This window comes from Hyunsoonleella jejuensis, from assembly GCF_900111025.1.
Lineage (GTDB): Bacteria > Bacteroidota > Bacteroidia > Flavobacteriales > Flavobacteriaceae > Jejuia > Jejuia jejuensis.
Window position 1 is genome coordinate 640321 of record NZ_FOFN01000003.1, and the last position, 25851, is coordinate 666171.

The window sequence follows — 25851 nt, forward strand, 5'->3', positions numbered from 1 at the left end:
AATTTCAAATGGAAAAAATAGTAAGGTTGATTTTACAACTATGATAATATTACAATTTTATTTCGTCCTAATTTTATTTTGCTTTCGTTTTCTAACTGTTTAAGAAGCCTAGATACAACCACGCGCGATGTATTTAAATCTTCAGCAATATCTTGATGTTTTATGGATATTGTATTGGTTTCATCGATCATAGCCATATTTTTTAAATATTTGTATAAGCGTTCATCCATTTTCATAAATGCCAGACTATCAATAGCTTCAAGCATTTCTTCAAAGCGAATTTGATAGCTTTGAAGTATAAAATTTCTCCAACTGGCATTATTATCAAACCATGTTTGCATGTATTGCACAGGAATCATAATTAAACTGGAGTCTTTTTCAGCAATAGCCCTTACTTTACTTTTTGCTATACCTAGGCAGCAAGTTAATGACATGGTACAGGTTTCCCCAGCTTCTAGAAAATATATCAATATTTCATGGCCATCGTCATCTTCTCTAATAATTTTAATGTCGCCAACTAATAATAGGGGAATAAAATTTAGAGGTTGATCGATATCAATAATTATATCGTCTTTCTTGAAGTTTTTGAATATACCGTTTTCTGAAATTTCAGCAATTAAATCCTCATCAAAAACATGGGAAAATTTTTGTTGTAATAGATTTTGATTCATACCCAAAAATAACAATTTAAAATGTATTAAATTATTATTTGGGTTTACTAACCTATTAAATTAGGTTTTGAAGTAAAACGTTATTTTTTTACGCCTAGTTTTTGCAATATAGTTTCTAACAAGCACCATTTTGTAAATGCCGATTGTATTAAGTTTACACCAATAAAAACGGTGAACCACATCCAATTTTGGTGCACGTAAAATGTGAGCACTACACTTAGTAATACCATCGTACCTACAATAACTCTGAAATATGTATTAAGCATATTATTTCAATTTTTAATATTATATAAATTTTTCAATAGGAACCATAATCGCTTTTACAGGATTATTGGTTTCAAGGTTTTTATTAAATTCTTTTATCAAGTCAAACAGTTTTTCAATATTTAAATCCTCAGCAAACGAAAAAAACATGCGAGACTCGTTACCGAATTTTTCACCAGGAAACCAACTTGAAGTCATTAGTAATGATGAGCTATTTTTATAACCATCAATATCCGAGCTACTAAAATTTTCAATATTGGCTTTTTTGAAGAGTTTTAAAACGTCTTTTTTAAATTCTTCTACAGCTGTGACTATTACTAATTTCATATAGTTTTATTTAAAATTCTTCTTTTCTATCATGTAATACACTAATGGTACAACGAGCAATGTTAATACCGTAGATACTATAGTTCCTCCCATTAACGAGATGGCTAATCCTTGGAATATAGGGTCGAATAAGATTACGAATGCGCCAATTACTACCGTACCTGCAGTAAGTAAAATAGGAGTGGTACGTACAGCACCGGCTTCAATAGCTGCTTGTTTTAACGGAACGCCTTCTGCAGTTCTTAAGTTGATAAAATCGATTAATAATACCGAATTCCTCACCATAATTCCTGCTAGTGCAATCATGCCTATAAAGGAAGTTGCTGTGAAAAAGGCTCCCATAATCCAATGGCCTAGAATAATCCCTATTAGCGATAAAGGTATGGCCACCATCATAACTACTGGTGCTTTAAAGTTTTGAAACCACCCCACAATTAAGATGTAAATTAAGATAATGGCTCCTAAAAAGGCAATACCTAAATCCCTGAACACTTCTAGGGTAATTTGCCATTCTCCATCCCATTTTACCGTATAGTCATCTTCAAATTCTGGCTGACCCAAGTACATTTCATTTATTTTAAAGCCTTTTGGTAACTGGATTTCTTTTAATTTTTCTTCCATACCAAGTATAGCGTAGGCAGGACTCTCTAACTCGCCGGCCATATCTGCCAAAACATAAACCACACGTTTTTGGTTTTTACGATAAATACTTTTAGCAGCTGTACTTTTATTAATGGTTACCACATCTGCGATAGGTACCATACTGCCTTGATTTGATTTTACTTTTAGCTGTGAAATATCTGTAATAGTAGATTTTTCTTGTTCATCCAATACCAATACCAGAGGGATTTGATTTACGGCATCTTCATCATAAAGATTTGTAATAGCTCTGTTGGAAAGTGCCATATTCATCGTGTACGCAATTTGTTGTGGTGCAACACCATACAGCATCGCTTTTTCTTTATTGATTTCAAATTGGTATTCGGTTTGGTCTGCTTCCACCATCCAGTCAATATCCACTACATCTGTAGTATGCTTTAAAATGGTTTGAATGTTGTTAGCAATACTCATCTGCTCATCATAATCTGGTCCGTAAACTTCAGCAACAATAGTAGATAATACTGGTGGTCCAGGTGGCACTTCTACAAGCTTTACGTTGGCGTTGTATTTTGAAGCTATCTTCTGAATATCTGGACGCAACAATTTTGCAATACCATGGCTCTGTATGGAGCGGTCTGATTTATCCAATAGGTTTACTTGAATGTCGGCCATATTACTTCCACCACGCAAATCGTAATGACGTACTAAGCCATTGAAGGTAATTGGCGCTGAGGTGCCAATGTAATTTTGGTAATTCACCACTTCTGGTCTAGTAGATAAGTACTGAGAAATTTCTTTAGTAACTACAGCAGTACGTTCTAGCGTAGTGCCTTCAGGCATGTCTATAACCACCTGAAATTCGTTTTTATTATCAAATGGTAACATTTTTACAGCTACCGATTTGGTAAAAAACAGCAGCGTCGTTCCTATTAAAAGTGCAAAAGTTCCTCCTAAAAACAACCAACGTTTTCCTCTATTTTCTAACAAAGGTCTTTCAAATTTGTTATAAACCTTATAAATCCTAGTGTCTTCAACGGCCTTCTCTGGTTTTTCTTTTGCTCCCTTTTTATCTTTTTCCCTTAAGAAAATATAGCCCAAATAAGGGGTAATGGTAAGAGCAACGAATAAGGATAATATCATGGCGATAGATGCTCCTATGGGCATTGGTGCCATATAGGGTCCCATTAACCCCGAGACGAAGGCCATAGGCAATACTGATGCAATTACGGTAAAGGTGGCTAAAATAGTGGGGTTTCCTACTTCGTTAATGGCGTAAAGAGCTGCCTGTTTAAAAGGCAAACGCTTCATTTTAAAATGCCTGTGCATATTTTCGGCAATAATAATAGAATCGTCTACCACAATTCCTGTTACAAACACTAAAGCAAATAATGTAATTCTGTTAAGTGTATAATCTAGCATAAAGTAGCTCAACAGCGTTAACGCAAAGGTGATTGGAACAGATAGAAATACTACCAAACCACCTCGCCAACCCATGGCAAGCATTACTACAATAGTTACGGCTATAATTGAGCCTATAAGGTGAAGAAGTAATTCTGAAACTTTATGAGATGCGGTTTCACCATAGTTTCTGGTAACTTCAACATGAACTTCATCTGGAATTAGAGAGGTTCGTAAATGCTCTATTTTATCGATGATAACTTCTGCTATTTTCATAGCATCTGCACCTTTTCTTTTAGCTACCGAAATGGTAACTGCAGGATATTCGGAATGGAATTCAGATGCTTTATCACTGCCTTTCCCAAAACCTAGACTCACATAATTTTGTGGCACTTCTGGTCCATCAATAATTTTAGCAACTTGCTTAAGGTATATAGGTTGGTTTTGTTGCACACCAACTACTAGATTTTCAACATCTGTTGCCGATTCTAAAAATTTACCGGTATTTACTAAAAACTCTGTATCGTTCTTATCAAAACTGCCAGAATTTAATTGACTATTGTTTGCTTTAATCATCTCAGAAACCGACAGGAAATCCAATCCGCTTGCTGCTAATTTGTCTTTATCTAAAACTACACGTAGTTGACGGTTTCTACCACCAATTTTTTTTGTGATTGCTACATCTTTTACTTTCTTAATCTCAGTCTCTAACTCTTGTGCCATTTGGCTTAACTGATAATCGTCATAACTTTCGCTCCATAAAGTTAAGCCTAGTATGGGTACATCATCAATAGCACGTGTTTTTACCAGCGGAAATGTAACACCTGCTGGCATTTGGTCCATATGTTTGTTTATTTCATTGTATAGTTTTACGAAACTTCGCTCAATATCTTCACCTACGTAAAATTGTACAATAACCATCCCTTGCTCTTTCATGGATGTGGAATACACATATTCTACACCTTTAATGTTGGAGATTAATTGCTCTAGGGGTTTAATAACACGAGATTCCACTTCGGTAGGACTTGCACCAGGATACCCTACAAAAATATCGGCTATAGGCACATCAATTTGCGGTTCTTCTTCTCTTGGAATTAAGAATGAACTATACACGCCAACTATCATAAATACAATCATTAACAACACAGTTAACTTAGATTGCATAAAGATTTTAGCAATTTTTCCTGCGATACCTTCTTTCATAATAAGCCCCCTTTAATTCCCCCAAAGGGGAAAAACTGAACGGGTAAATTTTAATTAGTACTTTTTTTTATGTTTGATTCCGTATTGGATTCTTCCCCTTTGAGAAGGATTGAGGATGGGCTTATCTTTGCACCATTATATAATTTTCCTTCTGCAGAAACTATGTAAGCTTCATCTGCATTTAAACCTGACAATACCTCTACTTGATCTCCAAAAGTTCTGCCTAAACGCAACCAGCGTAAAATGGCTGTGTTACTTTGGCTTACCGTATAAACTCCAGATAATTGACCATTGGTTACAATGGCTTCATGAGGAATTAGCACTATTGTTGATGCTCCATGTCTTTCCACTGGAAACTGAACCGTTGTAAACATACCAGATAGTATATTGGCATCAGTTTTTTCCAAATCTATTTTTACTAAATATTGTCCTCCCGTATGTTTAGCAGAAGTGCTTACTTCCTTAACTTTTCCTTTAATGGATGTGGTAAGGGATTTTACCAAAACATTAACCGTTGTTCCAGTTTCTATTTCTGAAATCTCGGTTTCAGGAACCATGGCCATTACCTCAAAATCGTTAGGAGACTCTAATGATATTAAGGGTTGCCCAGGATTCGCCATATCACCTTCTTTAACAGTTTTTGAAGTAATTATTCCTGAAAACGGTGCGGTAATATTCGAGTATGTGAATTGAGCCGCAATCTCATTTTTCATTTGTTTAACAGCTTCTAATCGGGCTTTAGTCATTTCATAATTGGCGGTCATATCATCCATTTCCTTTTGTGATGCACTGTTATCGGCAAATAAGTTTTTAAAACGATTATAATTCTTTTCAGCATTATTAAATGCTGCGGTGGCTTCTGTAATACTTGCATTAATCTGGGCCTGTTTTGCTTGTAAATCGCTATTGTTTATAGAGATTAATAATTGCCCTTTTTTTACCTTGTCGCCAACATTAACGTTTACCTTGCTAACGTGCCCCATTATTCTAGTGCTTAAGTCTGCACTATTTTTGGCTTGAACTTTTCCACTAACCGATAGTAATGTGTGGTTCCCATTAGTTTCTACCTGATTTACCTTTACAGAAACTATTGGCGCATTATCTGCTACAGTTTTTTTGCCTTCGCCGCCGCAACTTGCCAATAGTAATATCATAGAAATTGTTAGGATTGTATATTTATATTTCATGTTTATTAATTTGATGTTCTTATTTCATTATATATTTCAACAAGCAGTTTGTTTATTGCGTTCTTATTAGAAAGACATTTGCCGAATACTGCAGTTGCTTACTGTGTGCTATTTACTCCTTTGTTAAAAATTTTAAATGCGCTTGCGCATAGTTGTACTCAAAAATGGTTTGATAATACTCTAGTTGTTTTTGTGCGTATTGTGTTTCAGCGAGCAACAATTCTGATGTCTTTTCTAAACCTTCTTTAAATCTATTAGAACGTATTCTCAATGATTCTTCCGATTGTTCTAATGCCAAAGCGGTAAGTTTTAATTTATTTTCAGCATCTAATAAATTGCGTTTTGCTTTGTTTAATTCTAAATTGCTTTGTGATACATATTGGTCATATTCTAATTTAGATTTTTCAAATTCTGCTCTGCTTTTTTGGGCTTTCCCAAAGCGCTTGGACCCCTGAAAAATATTCCAGCTTAATTGTGCACCAAAAGTGTACCCATTGGCATCAGCTTGAAAAATCTGGTCGTCGTACAATTCATAGCTTCCAAATGCATTAAGCCTTGGTAAAAAAGCCATTTTATCAGCTTTATTGTTAGCTTCAAACGCATTTGTTGCCAATTGCATCGCCTTAATATCCGATCGGTTTTCTGATATTGCTGTATCTTCTAACGCAAAAGAGGAAACCGTCAGGTCATCCATTGGTTTGTACACCACATAGTTTTTGTCGTTCATTAAAAATGATATATAGTTTGATGCGTTTAACACATTACTTTTAGCCATTTGCAATTGGTTTTTTACTTCGGTTACTCTTACCTCAACACTTAGCACATCGGCACGTTGCAAATACCCTTGTTTAAAATTATCATCAGCTATATTTTTGTTGGCGTTTGCGGCCTCTAGTGCCGTTTCTAAAACAGCAACGCCTTTGTAGGCAAGTTGTAATTGCATGTAAGCTTTATCAATTTCAAAAACTAAAAAATCCTGTGTACGTTGTGTTTTTAAAGACATGGCCTCCATTTTAGATTTAGCAGCTCTACGTTGGTAAATGCCATCTATATTTATTAGAGGTTGCTGGATTTCTAGTTTGGTAGCGTAGTTTTCAATCTGCGAGGGATTGTTTAATAATGAAGGGTTGAAATCGTTTTGTGTTAAAATTTCCTGATTTAATTTAGCGCCAAACGCCATTAATGGGTTTGTTGTAGCCATAGCTGTATGGCTTGCAGTAATGTTTGGTAAGAATACCGCATTGGTTTGTCTATAATCTGCTCTTGCTAGTTTAAAGGCTTCTTCAGAAATTTTAATGCTTGTGTTATTTTCAAGTGCTCTAGATAAAACATCCGTTTTTGTAATGGGTTGTACTTCTTGCGCATTTAAGCATATATTTATTAATAGTAAAAGCAATATTGCAATGTGAAATTTGTTTTTCATAGACTAATAGTTTGTAGTACAAAAATACATCTAGCTACTATTGAAATTTGTAACCTATGTTACTTACCATAACAATAGTTATAATAAAAAAGCACTCCTTTTACAGAGTGCTTTTAATCAAACCAATTAATCCAACCAAAATTAATTACATTTTTCTTTATTTGCTATTATGATACTAGTGTAAGCTTCTTGAGATAAAAATTGAGGGGTATAGGAGCTCCCATTTTTTTCAATAGCGGTTACAAAACTTCTTAAATGATTTCGAGAACCACACTTTAAACTTTCAAAAACTGATATTATCCTTTCGTTAGAACTTGCGTCGATATACACTTGCAGATCTACAATATCTAAATCCTCAATGGTGGCTCCAATTTTAAGTGCGTTTACATCGCTAGTAGCTCCATCAATTATAAATTGATCATATAATGATTGTAATTCTTTATTTGCAAATTCGCCAGTGGGTAATATCTCGTATTCAATAGTGTATTGTTTTAGCAGGTTTTCTATTGCATTCATATGGGTTTGTTCGCTATTTTTAATATTAGCGAATTGATTAATAGACCATAAATTATTTAAATATATGTATGTGTCTCTTGCTAATTTTTCTTCCTCCAACATAAATAGTAAAGCAGCTTTGTCTTTTTCTACGAATGTTTCACTTATGAAATCATTATTTATACCGTTATTTTCCATATCGTCATTGTTATCACTACAGGTATTTAAAAATGTAAATGATACCGCTAATATTATAATAGTAACTAAGCGCTTTGTCAATAATTTTTTCATGTCATTTAGGTTTAATCACATATAAATGTACACAATAAGAATAGGGCTATCAGTAACTTATGTTACATATTAAAATAGAGAATGAGAACTTTTTAGACTAAATTAAAAGATTTGATTTGGTATGTTTTTTTTTTAAAACATGATAAAAGTTTGTAAATAAAATATCTGGCTATTTTATATTTGCACGGTAATGAAGATAAGCTCACATATAGCTCTTGTTTTATTAAGTGCTTTAATACTGGTTAATAGTATTAAAACATCCTTAACTTATGCTTATTTTGAATTAGACCCTATTGGTTTTATTGAGAACCTGTGTGAAAACAAAGACCAGCCGGAACTTGAGTGCAACGGTAAGTGTCATTTAAAAAAACTCGCACAATCGGAAGATAAAAAACAAAGAACCCCAGAAAGTATTATTGATTTCAAAGAAATCATCCTTTATCCAAATCAAGAAACAAACTTTTTGTTTTCCAAGCTAGCTTACAATAAAAAACTCGCTATTGTTGCTTATCAAAACTTATATTCTTTTGTGAATAGTTACGATTTTTTTCATCCCCCAAGAGCGTAATTAACTTCTATTACAGGTAGTAATCACTACATCAATTATTTAAGTTAAAAAATTAAAATACTATAAATGAAAATAATTTATAGTGTGCTTCTATGCATGCTAATTACCGCTGTATCTTATGGACAAAAAAACAAAGAAACCCAAAAGGATACCGCAAAACAAAAAACAATAGCGCTTAATGAGGTTATTGTAAAGGGAAATATAAAAACAGACCCAGTACTTACTGTTGTTGCCAATGAATACGAAGAAAAAATTGTGCAACCTAAAAACGTGGCCGATTTATTTAATAACATTAATGGCTTTTCGGTTATAAAAAGAGGAAATTATGCTATCGATCCTTCGTTTAGAGCCGCACAATATGAACAATTGAATATTCAGTATGATGGTGGCACCAAAGCAATGCATGCCTGCCCTAACAGAATGGACCCCATTACCACACATATTATTCCTGAAGAAATCTCGAAAATTGAAATTATTAAAGGCCCCTACACGGTAAGACATGGTGCCACGTTTGGAGGTATCGTTAATTTGGTAACTCAAAAGCCCGATTATGAAGATTATGGATTGCATGGAAAAGTTTCCGCTGGCTACGAAAGTAACGGCAACGCTTTGGTAAACTTAGCGCAAATACAGTACTTAGAGGAAAAATATGATATCGTAGCCAATGCAGGCTACAGGGATTTTGGAAACTACAAAGATGGTGATGGCGTGGAAATTCCTTCATCATTTAAAAGTACAGACTACGGTATTAAAATAGGCTATAATTTTTCTAGCGACCAACGTTTGCAAGCGCATTGGCGACAATCTTTTGGTCGCGATGTACTTCATGCTGCTTTGCCTATGGATACAGAATATGACAATAGCAGTATATTGGCATTAGATTACAAATTGGACAACATTGGCAAAACGCTAAAAACACTAACAGCAAAAGCGTATTATAGCTATGTAGATCATTTAATGACCAACAACAATAGGCCTTCTTTTAGAATGATGGAAGCCGCATCTGCCGTTGATGCCACAACTCTTGGAGGTAAATTGGAACTAAACTGGAAGCCAACAGAAAGATTAAATCTGTTTTCTGGTATAGACGCAATGCATATTGCTAGAGATGGAGGCCGAACACGATTGGTAAAAATAATGAATGGTAATCCTTTACCGATGCCAATGGTGTTTAATGATAAAGTTTGGCAAGACTCTTACATTACAGATATTGGTGTATTTACGGAAGCAAAATATAATCTGAGTTCTAAAACTATTTTTACTGCAGGGATACGTTATGATAATGTTATTTCAGACATACAAGATCCTGAAGATGACTTTGCCTCCTTGTACGATTTAAAAAAGCGTACAGAACATAATGTTAGTGGTACTGTGTCTATTAAAAAAATAGTTTCAGATAAATTTACTTTAGAAGCTGCTTATGGCCGCGGTGTACGTTCTGCTAATATGATAGAGCGTTTTATTAATCATTTTAATGTTGGTCAAGACCCTTTTGAGTATATTGGAAACCCTAATTTAAAAGCCGAAGTTAATAATCAGTTTGAAATTGGATTTAAAGGAAGAGAACCGCTTAAAAATGGCTTTAATAGCTTTAAGTATGAAATGGCTTTTTACTATTCGTTTTTTGAAAACTATATAGTTGGTGTAGTAGACAAAACATTGAGTAGAAAGTTTAATCCTATGGCGCAACCAAGAAACCCAAAAGTTTTTAGAAATCTTGATGAGGCTTATAAAACTGGTTTTGAAGCTACGGCGCAAGTTGACTTTTTAGATTATTATTATTTTAAAACTAAATGTTCTTACGTATATGCAAAAAACAAGGATTTAGCAGAATCACTGCCATTAACACCTCCGTTTACAACGCGACTTTCTTTAGGTATAGAAAGGGATAAATTTTGGGGGAATATTCAGTATAGTCTAGTCTCAAAACAAGACAATATTTCAAGAAGTTTTGGAGAAACTACAACGGATGGTTATCAAACTCTAGATGTGCGTTTAGGGGTAAAACCAATTAAAAATATTATGCTAGGTGTTGCTGTACTTAATGTTTTTGATGAAGCCTATAACAACCATTTAAACTTCTCCTTTACAAACCAAGCAAATTTTGGAAGAACGCCAATAACAGAACCTGGACGAAATATTTCGGCTTTTTTACAGTTTAAATTTTAATATAAATATAAGTTTATTACAACAAAGGAGCGCATTTTATGCGCTCCTTTGTTATTACGAATAAAGTTTTCATTACTTGTCTTTAGGTTCATCGCTACGCTTGCCGCCGCTGGCCATGAATTTTATTAAGAAGCCAATAAGGAATAAACAAGCTAGTGCAAAAACTCCAATCATTATTACACCATTGTTCCAATTGAATAATGCTATATTTTGAGTTATCATAATTATATATTTTTCCCGTTTTTAACCAGACTAAAAGTATTAATAGTAAGTATTATGAAATATGATATTTGTCAGTATGTAAAAACTTAGATAAAAGTTTATCTGAATTATCATTCATAATTTACTTTACAAAACTAATGCTCCATATTCCTCTTACTTCATTAATATCGTAACCAATTGCTTTATCATCTGGATATAACTTTCTCAACTTGTTAAGCGTAGCTGCTTCTAGAGTTTCGTTTGGTTTGCCATGACATTGTAAACACATAGTATTTGTTACTATCGGGTAATAAACATGTACATTTTCATCGCTTTCTTTAACTATAGGTTTTGGTTCTTCATTTTTTGCAATTGTTTCATTAAAAAACTTTATATGCTCTAGTTCTTCAATATTGGCCTTATTTTTCTTGTTTCGTGGTCTATCGGAAACTCGTTTAATTTTTGCATTATATACGTCAGCCATACTATCTGTTAACGGGTATGCCCGCTCATTACAGAATGCTATGGCTTCTAAAGTTCCTTTTTTTTGAATGGTACCTATTAAATTCTTACCAAGTACCACTTTTGTAGATAAGGCATATTTTAAACCGCGTTCTGCATATGGTAAATCCTGAAAGTTTGTTTGTGCACGTTTTTTGCCCCTACCGGTTCCCATGGCATTTCCTTTGCCTTTACGCTTTGCTTTTTCGTCGTTAAAGTGGGCTTTAAACCAATCCGGTTGCTCAATGTTATTATCATACATGTAATCTGCAATTTGTCTTATGGTTTCCTCAGGATATGGTGTTTTAGGCATGACACCAAATCGTCTTACAGCACCAAACATCTTAGCATCTTTTTCATTCGGGTTTTTTATCCAAGTTTGCATCGCCGTAATAAATTGGTCTTTAGTAGTAGCGTCATCAATGTAATGTTTCTTAATGGCTATCATTGGGGGTGCTATTCTGTTGTCATGGTCTGCCGAAGGGCTGTGGCATACATAGCAATTGGTTTCCATTAATTTTTTTCCCGGATGGTTGTTGTTATTGGTCTGTTTATCTTTAACAGAATAGTCTGATTTTTTAGAATTATTACAGCTTAAAAACAAAATAAGTGCGAGAAGGAGTAAAGGGAGTAAAAGATTTTTCATGCTTTCGTATTAAACCTTAAAATTACCTTGCAATCTGTAAATACATTGTAACTTAAGTTACTTATAATTTGGTTCATTTAAGAAATGAGGTTATCCAAAAATTTATTTAAATAGAAAGAAATTGTTTGGTGGAGTTTTAATAAAAAATGTATATTTGCACCCACTTAAAAAGGCCACGTGGCGCAACTGAATAGCGCACTTGATTACGGCTCAAGAGGTTGCAGGTTTGAATCCTGCCGTGGTCACTGAAAATAAGACTTCCTAAATGGAGGTCTTTTTTTTTAAAATTAATCTAGGGCATTTTTGGTAACATACCAGCGCCATCCAATAATTGCCATTTGCAGTTTACTGGCTTTTGATAAATCTAAATTTTGTTTAGAATAGCTTGGTAAAATACTTTTATTAACCTTCGCCAAAAATTTAAAAACTTGTTTTTTCAATGTTTTCATAATTAAAACAAAAATAGTAAAACTTATTCTAGACTAAGTTTTACGTTCCTTTTTGTTTAAATACTAGATATAATAAATAAAATTACATCAACTAGAAATTTGGCAAGCGTTATCATTTGTTTTGGTTTTTAAGGTTAATACTATCATTGTTTTTTCAATATATATATTAGCCATATAGTCTGCCAAACGTTTTTTTAAAAATCGATGAATTTGAATAGTGATTTGTAAGCAAAAAAATAGAATTGATTTCAGTATTTATGTGACCGTCTTCTGTTAAGTTAATGTTTGAAACTATATGATTTTATTTGTATTTCATTTTGAAACAAATCAAGGGGGTTTTTGAGGTATTTTTTCAAAGCCAAGGGAAGATTGATTAGTAGATGACCAATTTTCACCCATTTTATCATTTTATTAAATGAATTATTAAAAAAAAAAGACACTCAATCTTGAGTGTCTTAAATTATATTATGAGTTTGCTGTTTTCTATTTTTTCTTTTTGGTATGAATTTCTACAACTCCATTTTTTCCTTTGTCACCATATGCTTCAATAGCACCATCACCTTTAAGTACATTTATGCTTTCTATAGTGTTAGGATTTATTTTTTCTAACTTCTTTTGCTTTACTTCTTTGCCATCAATAATATATATTGGATTTTGAGTATCGGACGTTTTAATTATAACTTCGCTTTCTTCATTATTCTTAATTATTACTTTTTTATTTTCAGCAGCGTTAGTTTCTGTGATAGTGATAACCTCTTCAATTACATCGTCTTCAGAGTCGCCCTTTTCCTCTCTAATCTCTTCAACAATTACTAGATTTTTATTTTTCCCAGCAGAAATTACTTTCTTTTTCCCATCTGAAGACACAAAAGCATAATTATTAGAATATTTGGCATTTCCTATGGAGATAGAGTTGTCGTCAGAATCGTACTGAATTATAATGGATTTTATAGGATTATCACTATTAACGCTATAATTAGCGTTAGATGCTGCTGTTTTAGCTATAATGTTAATGGCTGTTATTTCTCCATCCTTATTACGTTGCACGCCGCTAATATTTAAGGTAATTCCATTTTCTTTTTGGGATGCAGCAATAGTATTGAGTTCATCATCGCTAGTATTTTTAGTTATAATTATAATCTCATCAGGTTTTTTATCTTGAGCAGTAATAGTTGCCTTAGGTTCTGCTTTTACAGCTACTTTTTTACTTACTAGTTTATTGGTAGCAGCTATTTTGGGAATAGACGTTTTTTCAGCAGGTTTAATAGCATCCATATTTGGTACATCAAGCTCTGCTTCTGTTGAAATGTTGTATACGGGAGTAGTCTCTTTTTGTATAAAAACTGCTTCAGTATTAAAGCTCATTAAAAAAATGGCTAAAACTGGCGCAATGAGTAAAAATTTTAAGTGATTTGTCTTTTTTGATTGTGATTTGTGTAACATAACGATTCGTTTTTTGATTAATGAATTATAAAAATTATTGCTCAGTACCAATTGATAGGTTGGAACGCTTGCTTTAAGCAATGTGTATTGATATGATGTTTTGCATTTGGATTGTTTAATAGCACTATGGTCTGCAAGAAATTCTAAATTTTGCTTTAAGCTTTTTGCATATAGCCATACAAAAGGATTAAACCAAAGCAGAATACAAAACATTTGGCTTAGTAACACATCAATAGAATGGTATTGGTCTGCATGCATCCTTTCATGTGTTAATATTTGCTCTAGTTCAGGATTGTTAAATCCGTTAGGGTTATAAACAATCCAATTAAAGAATGAAAAAGGCAAAACTTGTTTTTTTGTTTCTACATAAATATATTTCCCAATGCGTTTCTGTTTGCTATTCCAGATAATAGTCATAAGTGAAAAAAACTGAAATATAAAGTGAACAAGAAAGCATACAACACCACTTAAATATAGTAGAGCTAAAAATTCTTCCGTACCTAAACTTGGGTTAGTATTATTGATTTCTGAAGCCTCAAGAACAAAATTTGAAGTATCTATAGGTGTGTATTCCACATAAACAGGTATAATTATATCAGGTAATACTGCAGCCAATACTAAACCACCTATCAAGAAAAGTCTATTCCACTTAAAAAACGTTTCTTTTTTAAGAAACACTAAATAGAACAAGTAAAAAATAACAACTATACCGCAAGTTTTTAATAGATATTCCATGGCTATTTTTGTTTTTCTATAAGTGAAATTATTTCCTTTAAATCCTCAACACTTATTTTTTCTTCCTTTGCAAAAAACGACACTACGTTCTTGTAAGAGTTATTAAAATAGTTGTCAATTGCTACCGTCATAAACTTTTTTCTGTAATCTTCCTTTTTTACAATAGGGTAGTACTGGTGTGTTTTACCATAGGCATTATGAGCTACGTAACCTTTTTCTTCTAAATTTCTAATGATAGTAGAAAGTGTATTATAATGCGGTTTCTCTTCTTGAATTTCGTTGAGTACATCTTTTACGAAAGCTTTTTCAAGCTTCCATAAAATATGCATGATTTCTTCCTCTTTATTAGTTAACTTTTGCATTATTTAAATTTTGTACGATGTAAATATAACTATTTTTATAGTTATAAAACTATAATTGTAGTTATTTAACGAAATTTTTAGTTTTAAGGGCTGTTTATAATTCCTAAATCAAAAATTGTAAATCGTAAATTCTTAATATTATCTTCGCCAAAAAATAGTGTATGAGCATCCTTTGGGTAATTCTTGGTTTTACGTTATTAGTTATAGGAGGAGAGTATTTAGTGCGTTCATCCGTGGCGCTTTCTTTTAAGTTTAGTATTTCTAAAATGGTAATAGGTATGACGGTGGTATCTTTCGCAACCTCCGCTCCAGAACTATTGGTAAGCTTACAAGCTGCATTGTCAGGTTCGCCCGCTATAGCTATAAACAATGTAGTAGGCTCTAACATTGCCAATATTGGTTTGGTTTTGGGAGTAACGGCTTTGGTTGGTTCTATTGCTGTAGATGCATCGTTTTATAAGCTGAATTGGCCTGTTATGATGATGTTTTCGTTAGTGTTGTATTACTTCTTGAAAAATGATGGCGTATTAACAGCCATTGAAGGGGGGATCTTATTTTTAGGGCTAATAGCATTTTTGTTCATATTGATTAAAAACACTAAAAAGGAAGTTATTGCAGAAGAAGTTGATGGTACTTTAGCTACAGTTTCCAACTTTAAAATCATACTATGGCTATTTATTGGGGGCGTTGCATTATATTTTGGTAGCGAATGGTTAGTGGAGGGCTCAAAAGATATTGCCCGTTCCATTGGCGTTAGTGAAGCAGTTATTGGTGTATCATTAATAGCCATTGGTACCAGTGTGCCAGAATTGGCAGCTTCGGTTATTGCTGCTGCAAAACAAGAAAAAGCTATTTCTCTGGGAAATTTAATAGGGTCTAATATTTTTAATATTGGTTCTGTATTAGGTTTAACATCGCTAGTGAAACCCATTGCAGTTACCGAACCACAAATATTAAGCAGTGATATTTTTTGGATGCTTGGTTTTGCAGCGGTTTTATTGCCAATGATTTTTATTCCGAAGCGTATGCAAATTAGCAGATTTAAAGGCTTCTTTTTAGTGCTTGGTTATAGTATCTTTATGGTTTTTGTGTTTATGAATAGCAATGCCTAAATTCTATTAATAGGTATTTAAGGTATTTAAGGCATTTAAGACTTAATATGATGAGATTTTTTTTAGTTATAGCCTTTGGTTTACTTATTTCTTGTAATGCCTTCAACAAAGCGCTAACAGCACAAGATATTATTGATAAGGCAATAGCCGCACATTGTAGTGGTAATTGCGAAAAAAGCACTATTACATTCACTTTTAGAGGCAAAACCTATAAGTCTATTAAAAACGGTGGCACATATGAGTACGAGCGCATTATAACAAAAGGGGATAAAACAATCCGAGATGTTTTAAGTAATACTGGGTTTGAACGATACGTAAACGATTCATTGCAGAATATCAAAAAAAATATTGCTGTTAAAATTAGTAATAGTGTTAATAGCGTGCATTATTTTGCACAATTGCCATATGGGTTAAACTCCCCAGCTGTTAAAAAAGAGCTTTTGGGAGAGGCTAATATAAACGGAAAACCTTATTATGAAATTGGTGTAACATTTAAAAAAGATGGCGGAGGTACAGACTTTGAGGATAAATTTGTGTATTGGATTAATAAAAACGATTTTTCACTTGGTTATTTAGCATATAGTTATGCTGTTAATGGAGGAGGTATTCGTTTTAGGGAAGCTTATAATAAACGTATTATAAATGGTATTACCTTTTTAGACTACAATAATTATAAGCCTGAAATGCTTGATTTAGATTTGAAAGATTTGGATAAACTATTTCAAGAAGGTAAATTAGAGCTGCTGTCTAAAATTGAAACTGAAAATGTAGAGGTGATTTTAAATTAATACCTTTAATTATACTGAAAAAAAAGAGCTATCATCGATAGCTCTTTTTTTGTTTGAGATTGTAAAAACGTTTATTTCCTAAAAATAGTCTGCTTCCTATCAGGACCAACCGAAACTATAGTAATAGGTGTTTCTAGTTCTTTTTCTAAGAATTCTATGTAGTCATTTAGTTCCTTTGGAAGTTCTGAATCTTCAGACATTTCAGTTAAGTCTTCACTCCAGCCTTTAAACTCTGTGTAAATCGGTGTTACGTTTTCTGGCTCTATGTTATAAGGCAAATGTTTAATTACTTCACCTTTATAGTTGTAAGCGGTACATACTTTAAGGGTTTTAAACCCAGAAAGCACATCGCCTTTCATCATATTTAATTGTGTGACACCATTTACTTGAACAGCATATTTTAAAGCCACTAAATCTAACCAGCCACAACGTCTAGGACGACCTGTGGTTGCACCAAATTCGTGTCCTACACGTGCCATAGTTTCCCCATCCTCATCAAATAATTCTGTTGGAAACGGCCCCGAACCAACTCTCGTCGTATACGCCTTAAAAATTCCAAAAACCTCACCTATTTGATTTGGAGCAACACCTAATCCAGTACAGGCACCAGCAGCAGTAGTATTGCTTGAGGTAACAAATGGATACGTTCCAAAATCAATATCCAATAAAGAACCTTGTGCACCTTCTGCAAGTATCGTTTTGCCTTCTCTTTGTGCTTGATATACATATTCTTCAGAATCTATAAACTTTAAAGATTTTAAAACTTTTACAGCTTCAAAAAATTCAGTTTCTAATTCTGCTAAGTCATATTCTATAGAAGCATCGTAATAGTCAATCATAGATTCGTGCTTATCTGCTAGAGCTCTATAGCGTTCTTTCCAGTCGCTTAATTCTAAATCGCCAACACGAATACCGTTTCTTCCGGTTTTATCCATGTAAGTTGGCCCAATACCTTTTAAGGTTGAACCAATTTTAGCTTTTCCTTTTGAAGCTTCACTGGCAGCATCTAATAAACGATGTGTTGGCAGAATAATATGGGCTTTCCTTGAAATTAACAATGACTTTCTATAATCAATATTTTGCTCTTCAAGCTTATCTAACTCTTTTTTGAAAATAACAGGGTCTATAACTACGCCATTGCCTACTAAATTGGTGGCGTCATCATGAAAAATCCCAGATGGAATGGTATGCAATACATGTTTCTTACCATTAAACACCAAAGTATGTCCTGCATTTGGGCCACCTTGAAAACGTGCAATAATATTGTAGTTTTTAGTTAATACGTCAACAATTTTTCCTTTGCCTTCGTCTCCCCATTGTAATCCTAGTAGTAAATCTACTGCCATTGTAAAATAAATTAGTTAGTTATCCTGAGTATCTTCAGGGGTTTTTCTATTTCCGTAAAAATAAAGTGAGTGGTTATTAATTTCTATATTAAAAACTTCTTCAATAGTTTTTTTGATAGATTGAATTCTTGGATCGCAAAACTCTATGACTTCTCCCGTATCCGTTAATATAACATGGTCATGTTGTCTATCAAAATAGGACTTCTCGTAATGTGCTTGGTTCTGGCCAAATTGATGCTTTCTTACCAATTTACATTCCAGTAACAGTTCAATCGTGTTATATAGTGTAGCACGCGAAACCCGGTAATTTTTATTTTTCATATTGAGGTATAGGGACTCAATATCAAAATGCTCCTGGTTGTTATAAATTTCTTGAAGTATGGCGTATCGTTCAGGTGTTTTTCTATGCCCGTTTTCTTCGAGGAAGTTTGTAAAAACACTTTTTACAATTTCTTGATTTTTACTATCTGTATTCGAATTCATAATTGCGCTGCAAATTTACACTTTAAACTCTGGAAACCTTATCGATACCATTAATTTTTTTAAGATTATCCAATATTTTTTTCAACAATGCTTTGTTCTTAACTACAAGTTTTATTTTTCCCGAGAAAACACCGTCATCTGTCTCAAAGCTTAAACTTTTCATGTTCACATGTAGATTGTTGGAAATTACTTTTGTAATATCGTTTACCAACCCTAGGTGATCGATGCCTGAAACTCTGATTTCTGTGGCATATTCTTGTTGACTAGAATCTATCCATTTTGCGGGCATAATTCTATAGGCATAGTTGGATTGTAAACTAAGCGCATTTGGGCAATTGTGCTTATGTACTTTTATGCCTTCAGAAACGGTTAGAAATCCAAATACGTCATCTCCAGGAATAGGGTTACAGCAATTTGATAATTTATAATCTAGTTTTTCCCCTTCTTTTCCAAAAACCAAAGAATCATAGTTGGATGTAATTTCATCTTTTTCTATCTGCTCTTTTGAAATGCTCTGCTTGCGGGAAATTTTATTTTTAATAAAACTAACTAAAGCATTACTTCGTGAAGCAGCAAAGTCTTTAAGCATGCTATTATCAATAGATCCAATACCTACGCGATAAAACAAGTCTAAACTGGTTTTGAGGTTAAAATGACGCACCAAATCGTTAACCGAAGATTCATTGAGCGTTATTTTAAGCTGTTTAAGTTTACGCCTTAGTACTTCTTTGCCTTCTTCAGCTATAACTTTTCGGTCTTCTCTTAAGGCAGATTTTATTTTTGCTCTCGCTCTAGCAGTGCTAGTATAATTTAACCAGTTAGCATTTGGTTTTGAACTCTCTGAAGTAATTATTTCTACCTGGTCGCCACTTTTTAATTCATGGCTGAGAGGTACAAGCTTTCCATTAACGCGTGCGCCTCTCGTTTTCATTCCAACCTCTGTATGTATATGAAACGCAAAATCTAAAGAGGTAGCACCTTTTGGTAATGATTTTAATTCGCCAGCAGGCGTAAATACAAATATTTCTTGAGCATATAAATTCAATTTAAATTGCTCAACAAAATCAACAGCATTTAAACTAGGATTCTCTAGAGCTTCTTGTAATCTATTAATCCAATTCTCTAAGTTATCTTCTTTTTCACCTCCTTGCTTGTATTTATAATGGGCTGCATATCCTTTTTCGGCAATTTCATTCATGCGCTCACTGCGTATCTGAACTTCCACCCAATTCCCTTTTGGGCCCATAACTGTAATATGTAAGGCTTCATACCCAGTGCTTTTAGGAGACGAAATCCAATCACGTAGCCTAAGTGGGTTAGGTCTAAAATGATCGGTAACAATAGAGTAAATTTTCCAAGCTAAAAACTTTTCATTTTCCTCGTCACTTTTGTAGATAATTCTTATGGCAAATTTGTCGTAAACTTCTTCAAAAGCTACACCCTGTTTTACCATTTTCTTGCGAATGGAAAATATAGATTTTGGTCTGCCCTTGATCGTGTACTCAAAATTTTCTTTATCCAAAGATTTTTTAATAACAGCGCTAAACTGCTCAATATATTTATCTTGTTCTTCTTTGCTCTCTTTTATTTTATTGAGAATGTCATTATATACTTCTGGTTCGGTATACTTAAGAGCTAAATCCTCTAATTCAGTTTTTACATTATATAACCCAATTCTATGTGCCAGTGGCGCGTAAATGTAAAGCGTTTCAGAAGCAATTTTCACCTGTTTATCGGGTCGCATAGAATCCATGGTTTGCATATTGTGCAAACGATCTGCTATTTTAATAATGATGACACGAACATCATCATTTAATGTCAATAGCATTTTCCTAAAATTTTCTGCTTGTAAGGAAACATCCATGTCCTGTTCCTTACTTAAAGAGGATATCTTGGTAAGCCCATCAACAATTCGGGCAATGGTTTCGCCAAACAATTGTTCTATATCGTCAATGGAGTAGTCATCGGAATCTTCTACAACATCATGAAGAAGCGCAGCAGCAATAGATGTAGCGTCCAAACCAATTTCTTGAGCTACAATGCGTGCCACGGCTAGTGGATGAAAAATATAGGCTTCACCAGATTTTCTCCGCTGATCTTTATGGCCATCCAAAGCTATCTCAAAAGCTTTTCTGATAAGTTTCTTGTCCTCATCAGACAAGGTAGTGTAACTTACCTTTAAAAGCTTTTTATAGGCTTTAGTGATTTCCTTGTTTTCTTTTTCGATCTCTTCTTCAGACATCGAATAAAAATAGTATAATCAAGCCGAATAGCCAATAATGATTTTCTATTTTTTTAAAGAAATTTTACCTAAAAACTCTACCAACTGCTTGGTAGCCTTTCCACGGTGTCCTATTTGGTTTTTCAACGATAAATCCATTTCAGCGAATGTTTGTTCATAACCGTTTGGTTTAAAAATGGGGTCGTAGCCAAAACCTTTATGGCCATATTTTGCAGTAGTAACTTCTCCTTTGCAAACCCCTTCAAACGTAGTAAGTGCGTTGTTTAGGTGCAGCGCAATAATCGTTTTAAACTGGGCACTTCTGTTAGATTTAGATTCTAGATTTTGAAGCAGCAAATTCGTATTATCATTGGCATTTCGTTGAGGGCCAGCGTACCGTGCAGAAAATACCCCGGGTTCACCGTTTAAAGCCTCTACTTCTAAACCTGTATCGTCTGCAAAACAATCATAGCCATAATTATTTTTTACATATTCTGCCTTTTGAATGGCATTGCCCTCTATTGTTTTCTGATTTTCAGGAATATCTTCAAAACATCCAATATCTTTTAAGCTTAAAAGCTTTATGTTTTTAGGAATTAAAACTTGTACTTCCCTCAATTTGTTATGGTTGTTCGTTGCAAATACTAAATGTATCATTATTTTCAGTAGCTTTATAAGCAATAAAACAAATCAAAATTTATTAGATATAAAAAAAAATGTTGTTAACTATTCAGCATAGTTTTGCTTTGTTTTTCATTCGCTCAAAGTCAAACTGTTAAGTTATAGGCGAGTAAGTTTAAATGTAAAAATATAATTTGTAGAACTCTTATGGGAAACTACATCTTCTTTTCTAGTGGACAGAATAGTTATTCCAAAAGAAGCAAAGCTAAGGGATGTGCAAAGTATACCTGTGGAAAGGTTTAAGGAAAACAAGTAGATAATACCGCCGAGTTTCCTCAGGAATTTAATAACCATTGAAGAACATTTAGAACAGATTGTAAGATAGATATTGATTGAAAAAATTACTATAATGTCGGTGGAAAGCAGTACTACCATGTCTTCAACGGAATTGCGCACTAATAAAATCATAATATAAATGAAAAAATTACTATGTATTATATGTTCAATATTAGTTTTTGGGTGTAAATCTGATAAAACTAAAGTTGACTATTTAGGTATTGTAAATCTTGATGTTACTGGGCACAAGGATGCTATCCCTATGTTTGAAAAAGGCCTATTGCTCCTGCATAGTTTTGAATATGACGATGCTAGAGAAGCTTTTAAGGAAGCTCAAAAAATTGACCCTAATATGCCGATGGCCTATTGGGGTGAAGCCATGACATACAATCATAGCTTATGGAGAAATCAAAATTATGAAGAAGGGTTTGCTGCAATTCAAAAAACGAAGTACTTAAATAGATTGAAGGATATAACACCGTTAGAAAATGATTTATTAAAAGCGGCAGAGGTTCTCTATAAACCTAAAACACCCAAGAACCACAGAGACTATGATTATATGGAATATTTGCAGAGTCTGAACGAAAAATATCCTGATAATCATGAGGTTGGTGCATTTTATGCGTTATCGTTATTAGGTTCTGTTTCTGAAGGTAGAAATGATTCCATATATGGTTTGGGAGCAAAAATTGCCGAAAAGATTTTAAAGGAAAATGCTAAGCATCCAGGAGCTTTACATTATTTAATTCATTCTTATGATGATGCGAACCATGCGGAATTAGCTTTTGAAGCTGCAAATTCTTATGCTAAGGTTGCACCAGACGCAAGCCACGCTTTACATATGCCATCTCATATTTTTGTGGCTCTAGGCATGTGGGATAGGGTTATTGCATCTAATATAGATTCTTATGAAGCAAGTATAAATAGAATGCACGAAAAAGGATTGGATAATGATGCACGTGGTTACCATGCCTATCATTGGCTTGAGTATGGATACCTTCAAAAACAAGAGCTAGAGAAAGCTGAAAAAATGGTTTGGGATATGCAGAAATATTGTACGGAAACACCTTCTAAAAGGGCTAGGGGGCATCTCTTGTTTTTAAAGGGAACGTTTTTGGTAGAGACGGATAATTGGAATCATGATATTGCAAATATTGATGTTGATGTTTCTGATTTAAATGTATCACTAAAAGCTCAGAATTATTTTGTGAATGGTATGAAAGCTTTTAAACATAAAAATGAAGAGGAGCTTAAAACTATTATTAAAGATTTTGATGAAGAACTGAAAAAAGAAGCTCTTTTGGTACAAAACCTTAGTAATGGTTTTTCGGTTTGTGCATCGGTGAACAGGTCTATGCCCGATCAAACAGATTTAGATGAATCTGACGTCATGAAAACACAATTAAATGCAATGCTGTCCTGGTTAAATAATGATATAGAAACCACAGAAGCACTATTAAAAGAATCTGTAAAACTAGAAGATAAATTGAGCTACAGTTATGGGCCACCTTTTATAAAGAAACCTACTAAAGAGTTATATGCCTCTTTTTTAGTATCCCAAAAGCGTTATTATGAGGCCGTTGCCATGTACAGAAGCGCTTTAAAAAGAGGGCCCAAAAGGTTGGTTGCTCTTAAGGGAATAAAAGAATCGGCTATTTTAATGAATGACAATAACTTATTGAAAGAAATTAATAGAGTTTTAAGTGATATTTAAAAATTAATAGTGCAAGTTTTAGATCTACCAAACCATTTTATTCTATTTCTAGATGCGATTTTGTAAATGCCGTCACGAATCAATTTTGGAATAAAGGCTAACACTGCTGCGACATACCGATACTTAGGGATTTTAGAAACAATTTTTAAGAACCCATCAGAATGCGTTTTAGGGCCATCAGCATCAATGAGAATTACAGTATCTAATTCCGATGTAGGAAAACCATATGCTTTCAAAAGTTGTTGCCCAATTGGTGATTGAAACGGTGTAAAATGAAACAAATTTTGAGGTGCAAATTTCAAAAGCCAACCCACAACACCATTACATAAATTACATTCGCCATCAAAAATTATAATATCTGTAATTGTCTCTTTTTCCATAAATTATTGATTTATATAGTTATAGACGCAATGTGGTAGTTTAACTTTCAAGAAAATGAGATTTTTAGATTTTTTTTATGATTTTAGTCATTCATGATGCTGGTTAAAATTTGTATATTAGATAAGAATTAACCGATAAAAGCAAACGGATTATGACAGTAAATTTTCAGTATGTAGATGTGGATGTAAGTGAAACACTTTCAAAATTCACAGAGGAGAAATTGGATAAATTATTTAATAAGTATGAGTTTTTAATTAGTGCTATGGTGTATTTTAAGCAAGATGAAAAAGACCATAATGCGGGTAAAATTTGCAACATAGAGTTAAGTTTACCCGGGCCAAGACTTTATGCAACATCTAATGAGCATAATTTTGAAGTTGCGGTGAGAGAAACTATTAGTGATTTGGAACGCCAATTGAAAAAGCGAAAGCAAGTTTTTAAAACACACTAATTAACGATGGTGATAAGGCTCATTTTTTAGTATAGTGAAGCCGCGATACAATTGTTCAATAAAAAATAAGCGTACCATTTGATGGGAAAATGTCATTTTAGATAATGATATTTTCCCATTAGCTTTTTTATACAAATCCTGAGAAAAACCATAAGGTCCACCAATAACAAATACTAACTGTTTAATGCCCGAGTTCATATGCTTCTGCAGATAATCTGAAAACGCTACAGAATTAAATTGTTTACCATTTTCATCTAATAGTATTAAGGCATCAGTTGGGATTAACTTATTTAGAATTAGCTCGCCTTCTTTTTGTTTCTGCTCGTTTTCACTAAGGTGTTTTACTTTCTTTAAGTCGGGAATTACTTCAAATTCAAACTTAATATAATGTTTTAGTCTATTGCTATAAATGTCTATTAAAGCGTTAAGGTCTTCGTTATCAGTTTTGCCAATGGCGAGTAGTTTTATTGTCATGTTTCTAAATTACATATTCTTAATATTTATCATATTAATATTTTACAGCAATAAAACTAAAAAATTCGTAATTTCATATTCCATTTATTATTTTTGTCCAAATTCCTAATATGATCACAAAAGAGTATTTTGAAAAAGAGGTAGCATACATTATAGAAAATGCTATTAGAGAAGACGTTGGCGATGGCGACCACAGCTCGTTAGCTTGCATTCCAGAAAACGCAAGAGGTAGAGCAAAACTTTTGGTTAAAGATAAAGGGGTGATTGCTGGTGTAAACTTTGCAAAACGCGTTTTTGAGTATGTAGATAAGCGTCTTAGGGTTGAAGTAAAAATTGAAGATGGTACGCCCGTATCATTTGGTGATATCGTACTTTATGTTGAAGGGCCTTCACAATCTATTTTAAAAGCAGAACGTACACTTTTAAATGCTATGCAGCGCATGAGCGCCATTGCAACAAAAACTAGAAGTTTTGTGGAATTGCTTAAAGGGACAAAAACCCAAATTTTAGATACACGTAAAACTACTCCTGGTATTAGGGTTTTGGAAAAATGGGCAGTTCAAATTGGTGGAGGAAAAAACCATAGGTTTGCACTTTATGATATGATTATGCTAAAAGATAATCATATAGATTTTGCCGGTGGAATTACGAAAGCCATTGATATGACTAAGGCTTATTTAGCCGAAACTGGTAAAAATCTACAAATTATGGTCGAGGCAAGAGATTTAACAGAGGTTAAGGAAATTTTACAGAGCGATGGCATTTATCGTATTTTATTAGATAATTTTGATTACGAAGATACTAGGAAAGCTGTTGAAATGATAGGGGACAAGTGCCTTACAGAATCTTCTGGTAATATTAATGAAACAACTATTAGGCATTATGCAGAATGCGGCGTAGATTATATTTCTTGTGGTGCATTGACACATTCTGTACATAATATGGATTTAAGCTTGAAAGCAGTTAAGTAGTTTAAATTTTCTTTTTATTT

Annotated in this window: 25 protein-coding genes and 1 tRNA gene; 8 read left to right on the forward strand and 18 right to left on the reverse strand. The window is 33.4% G+C overall.

The features are described from left to right. Positions 1-38 precede the first annotated feature (38 nt). The 7 genes from BMY39_RS12605 to BMY39_RS12635 form a co-directional block, all read right to left on the reverse strand. On the reverse strand, positions 39-671 hold the full coding sequence (locus BMY39_RS12605) for a Crp/Fnr family transcriptional regulator (protein WP_092580172.1): 633 nt from the start codon (positions 669-671) through the stop codon (positions 39-41). Positions 672-751: 80 nt separating this feature from the next. Beyond that, a complete protein-coding gene (locus tag BMY39_RS12610) occupies positions 752-937 on the reverse strand; it encodes a YgaP family membrane protein (RefSeq protein ID WP_092580174.1) in 186 nt (61 codons plus the stop codon). A 19-nt stretch (positions 938-956) separates the two neighbouring features. Then, positions 957-1262, reverse strand: a complete 306-nt coding sequence (locus tag BMY39_RS12615; protein WP_092580176.1) for a hypothetical protein — start codon at positions 1260-1262, stop codon at positions 957-959. Between the two features lie 6 nt (positions 1263-1268). Then, positions 1269-4463: an efflux RND transporter permease subunit gene (locus BMY39_RS12620; RefSeq protein ID WP_092580178.1), complete on the reverse strand. Its 3195-nt coding sequence runs from the start codon at positions 4461-4463 to the stop codon at positions 1269-1271. Positions 4464-4513: 50 nt separating this feature from the next. Then, positions 4514-5650, reverse strand: a complete 1137-nt coding sequence (locus BMY39_RS12625) for an efflux RND transporter periplasmic adaptor subunit (protein ID WP_092580180.1) — start codon at positions 5648-5650, stop codon at positions 4514-4516. Between the two features lie 112 nt (positions 5651-5762). Beyond that, positions 5763-7073 (reverse strand): TolC family protein, encoded by a 1311-nt coding sequence (locus tag BMY39_RS12630; RefSeq protein ID WP_092580182.1) that lies wholly within the window; start codon positions 7071-7073, stop codon positions 5763-5765. Between the two features lie 141 nt (positions 7074-7214). Next, entirely contained in the window at positions 7215-7859 is a 645-nt protein-coding gene (locus BMY39_RS12635; RefSeq protein ID WP_092580184.1) for a DUF2202 domain-containing protein, read from the reverse strand. 190 nt (positions 7860-8049) lie between these two features. Here BMY39_RS12635 and BMY39_RS12640 point away from each other — a divergent pair, with 190 nt between their 5' ends. Further along, positions 8050-8427, forward strand: a complete 378-nt coding sequence (locus BMY39_RS12640) for a hypothetical protein (protein ID WP_092580186.1) — start codon at positions 8050-8052, stop codon at positions 8425-8427. 66 nt (positions 8428-8493) lie between these two features. Beyond that, a complete protein-coding gene (locus tag BMY39_RS12645) occupies positions 8494-10596 on the forward strand; it encodes a TonB-dependent receptor domain-containing protein (protein ID WP_092580188.1) in 2103 nt (700 codons plus the stop codon). Positions 10597-10668: 72 nt separating this feature from the next. Here the strand turns inward: BMY39_RS12645 and BMY39_RS15120 are convergent, their stop codons facing one another. After that, the gene (locus BMY39_RS15120; RefSeq protein WP_177176603.1) at positions 10669-10818 is read right to left on the reverse strand and encodes a hypothetical protein; all 150 of its coding nucleotides are present in this window, start codon (positions 10816-10818) and stop codon (positions 10669-10671) included. Positions 10819-10939: 121 nt separating this feature from the next. Continuing rightward, positions 10940-11944 carry a c-type heme family protein gene (locus BMY39_RS12650; RefSeq protein ID WP_092580190.1) on the reverse strand — a complete coding sequence of 335 codons (1005 nt, stop codon included), beginning with the start codon at positions 11942-11944 and terminating at the stop codon, positions 10940-10942. Positions 11945-12115: 171 nt separating this feature from the next. On the opposite strand from BMY39_RS12650, the gene BMY39_RS12655 reads away from it, so the two are divergent. Further along, a tRNA-Arg gene (locus BMY39_RS12655) sits at positions 12116-12189 on the forward strand. A gap of 42 nt (positions 12190-12231) precedes the next feature. Here the strand turns inward: BMY39_RS12655 and BMY39_RS12660 are convergent. The 3 genes from BMY39_RS12660 to BMY39_RS12670 form a co-directional block, all read right to left on the reverse strand. Continuing rightward, positions 12232-12384 carry an SsrA-binding protein gene (locus BMY39_RS12660; protein WP_092580297.1) on the reverse strand — a complete coding sequence of 51 codons (153 nt, stop codon included), beginning with the start codon at positions 12382-12384 and terminating at the stop codon, positions 12232-12234. Positions 12385-12876: 492 nt separating this feature from the next. After that, positions 12877-14571: a M56 family metallopeptidase gene (locus tag BMY39_RS12665; RefSeq protein ID WP_092580192.1), complete on the reverse strand. Its 1695-nt coding sequence runs from the start codon at positions 14569-14571 to the stop codon at positions 12877-12879. Between the two features lie 2 nt (positions 14572-14573). Beyond that, the gene (locus BMY39_RS12670) at positions 14574-14933 is read right to left on the reverse strand and encodes a BlaI/MecI/CopY family transcriptional regulator (RefSeq protein ID WP_092580194.1); all 360 of its coding nucleotides are present in this window, start codon (positions 14931-14933) and stop codon (positions 14574-14576) included. Positions 14934-15094: 161 nt separating this feature from the next. Here BMY39_RS12670 and BMY39_RS12675 point away from each other — a divergent pair, with 161 nt between their 5' ends. Continuing rightward, the gene (locus tag BMY39_RS12675; protein WP_092580196.1) at positions 15095-16045 is read left to right on the forward strand and encodes a calcium/sodium antiporter; all 951 of its coding nucleotides are present in this window, start codon (positions 15095-15097) and stop codon (positions 16043-16045) included. Positions 16046-16092: 47 nt separating this feature from the next. After that, the gene (locus BMY39_RS12680; protein ID WP_245738278.1) at positions 16093-16833 is read left to right on the forward strand and encodes a DUF6503 family protein; all 741 of its coding nucleotides are present in this window, start codon (positions 16093-16095) and stop codon (positions 16831-16833) included. 71 nt (positions 16834-16904) lie between these two features. Here the strand turns inward: BMY39_RS12680 and BMY39_RS12685 are convergent, their stop codons facing one another. Genes BMY39_RS12685 through BMY39_RS12700 form a run of 4 tightly spaced genes read right to left on the reverse strand, consistent with a single transcriptional unit; the run spans position 16905 to position 21537 of the window. Then, a complete protein-coding gene (locus tag BMY39_RS12685; RefSeq protein ID WP_092580200.1) occupies positions 16905-18179 on the reverse strand; it encodes an adenylosuccinate synthase in 1275 nt (424 codons plus the stop codon). Between the two features lie 15 nt (positions 18180-18194). Then, complete coding sequence (locus BMY39_RS12690) at positions 18195-18662, reverse strand: Fur family transcriptional regulator (protein ID WP_092580202.1); 468 nt, start codon at positions 18660-18662, stop codon at positions 18195-18197. Between the two features lie 22 nt (positions 18663-18684). Then, the gene (locus BMY39_RS12695) at positions 18685-20904 is read right to left on the reverse strand and encodes a RelA/SpoT family protein (protein WP_092580204.1); all 2220 of its coding nucleotides are present in this window, start codon (positions 20902-20904) and stop codon (positions 18685-18687) included. A 45-nt stretch (positions 20905-20949) separates the two neighbouring features. Further along, positions 20950-21537, reverse strand: coding sequence for a non-canonical purine NTP diphosphatase (locus BMY39_RS12700; protein ID WP_092580299.1), 588 nt, complete (start codon positions 21535-21537; stop codon positions 20950-20952). 442 nt (positions 21538-21979) lie between these two features. Between BMY39_RS12700 and BMY39_RS12705 the strand changes: the two genes are divergently transcribed. Continuing rightward, positions 21980-23554, forward strand: coding sequence for a tetratricopeptide repeat protein (locus BMY39_RS12705; RefSeq protein ID WP_092580206.1), 1575 nt, complete (start codon positions 21980-21982; stop codon positions 23552-23554). Here the strand turns inward: BMY39_RS12705 and BMY39_RS12710 are convergent. Continuing rightward, entirely contained in the window at positions 23551-23934 is a 384-nt protein-coding gene (locus BMY39_RS12710) for a thiol-disulfide oxidoreductase DCC family protein (protein ID WP_092580208.1), read from the reverse strand. The genes BMY39_RS12705 and BMY39_RS12710 overlap by 4 nt on opposite strands. A gap of 152 nt (positions 23935-24086) precedes the next feature. On the opposite strand from BMY39_RS12710, the gene hpf reads away from it, so the two are divergent. After that, positions 24087-24386 carry a ribosome hibernation-promoting factor, HPF/YfiA family gene (gene hpf, locus BMY39_RS12715; protein WP_092580210.1) on the forward strand — a complete coding sequence of 100 codons (300 nt, stop codon included), beginning with the start codon at positions 24087-24089 and terminating at the stop codon, positions 24384-24386. Here hpf and rlmH read toward each other — a convergent pair whose 3' ends face one another. Then, positions 24387-24860 (reverse strand): 23S rRNA (pseudouridine(1915)-N(3))-methyltransferase RlmH, encoded by a 474-nt coding sequence (gene rlmH / locus BMY39_RS12720; RefSeq protein WP_092580212.1) that lies wholly within the window; start codon positions 24858-24860, stop codon positions 24387-24389. A gap of 110 nt (positions 24861-24970) precedes the next feature. Here rlmH and nadC point away from each other — a divergent pair, with 110 nt between their 5' ends. Continuing rightward, positions 24971-25831 carry a carboxylating nicotinate-nucleotide diphosphorylase gene (gene nadC, locus BMY39_RS12725; protein WP_092580214.1) on the forward strand — a complete coding sequence of 287 codons (861 nt, stop codon included), beginning with the start codon at positions 24971-24973 and terminating at the stop codon, positions 25829-25831. Positions 25832-25851: the final 20 nt, after the last annotated feature.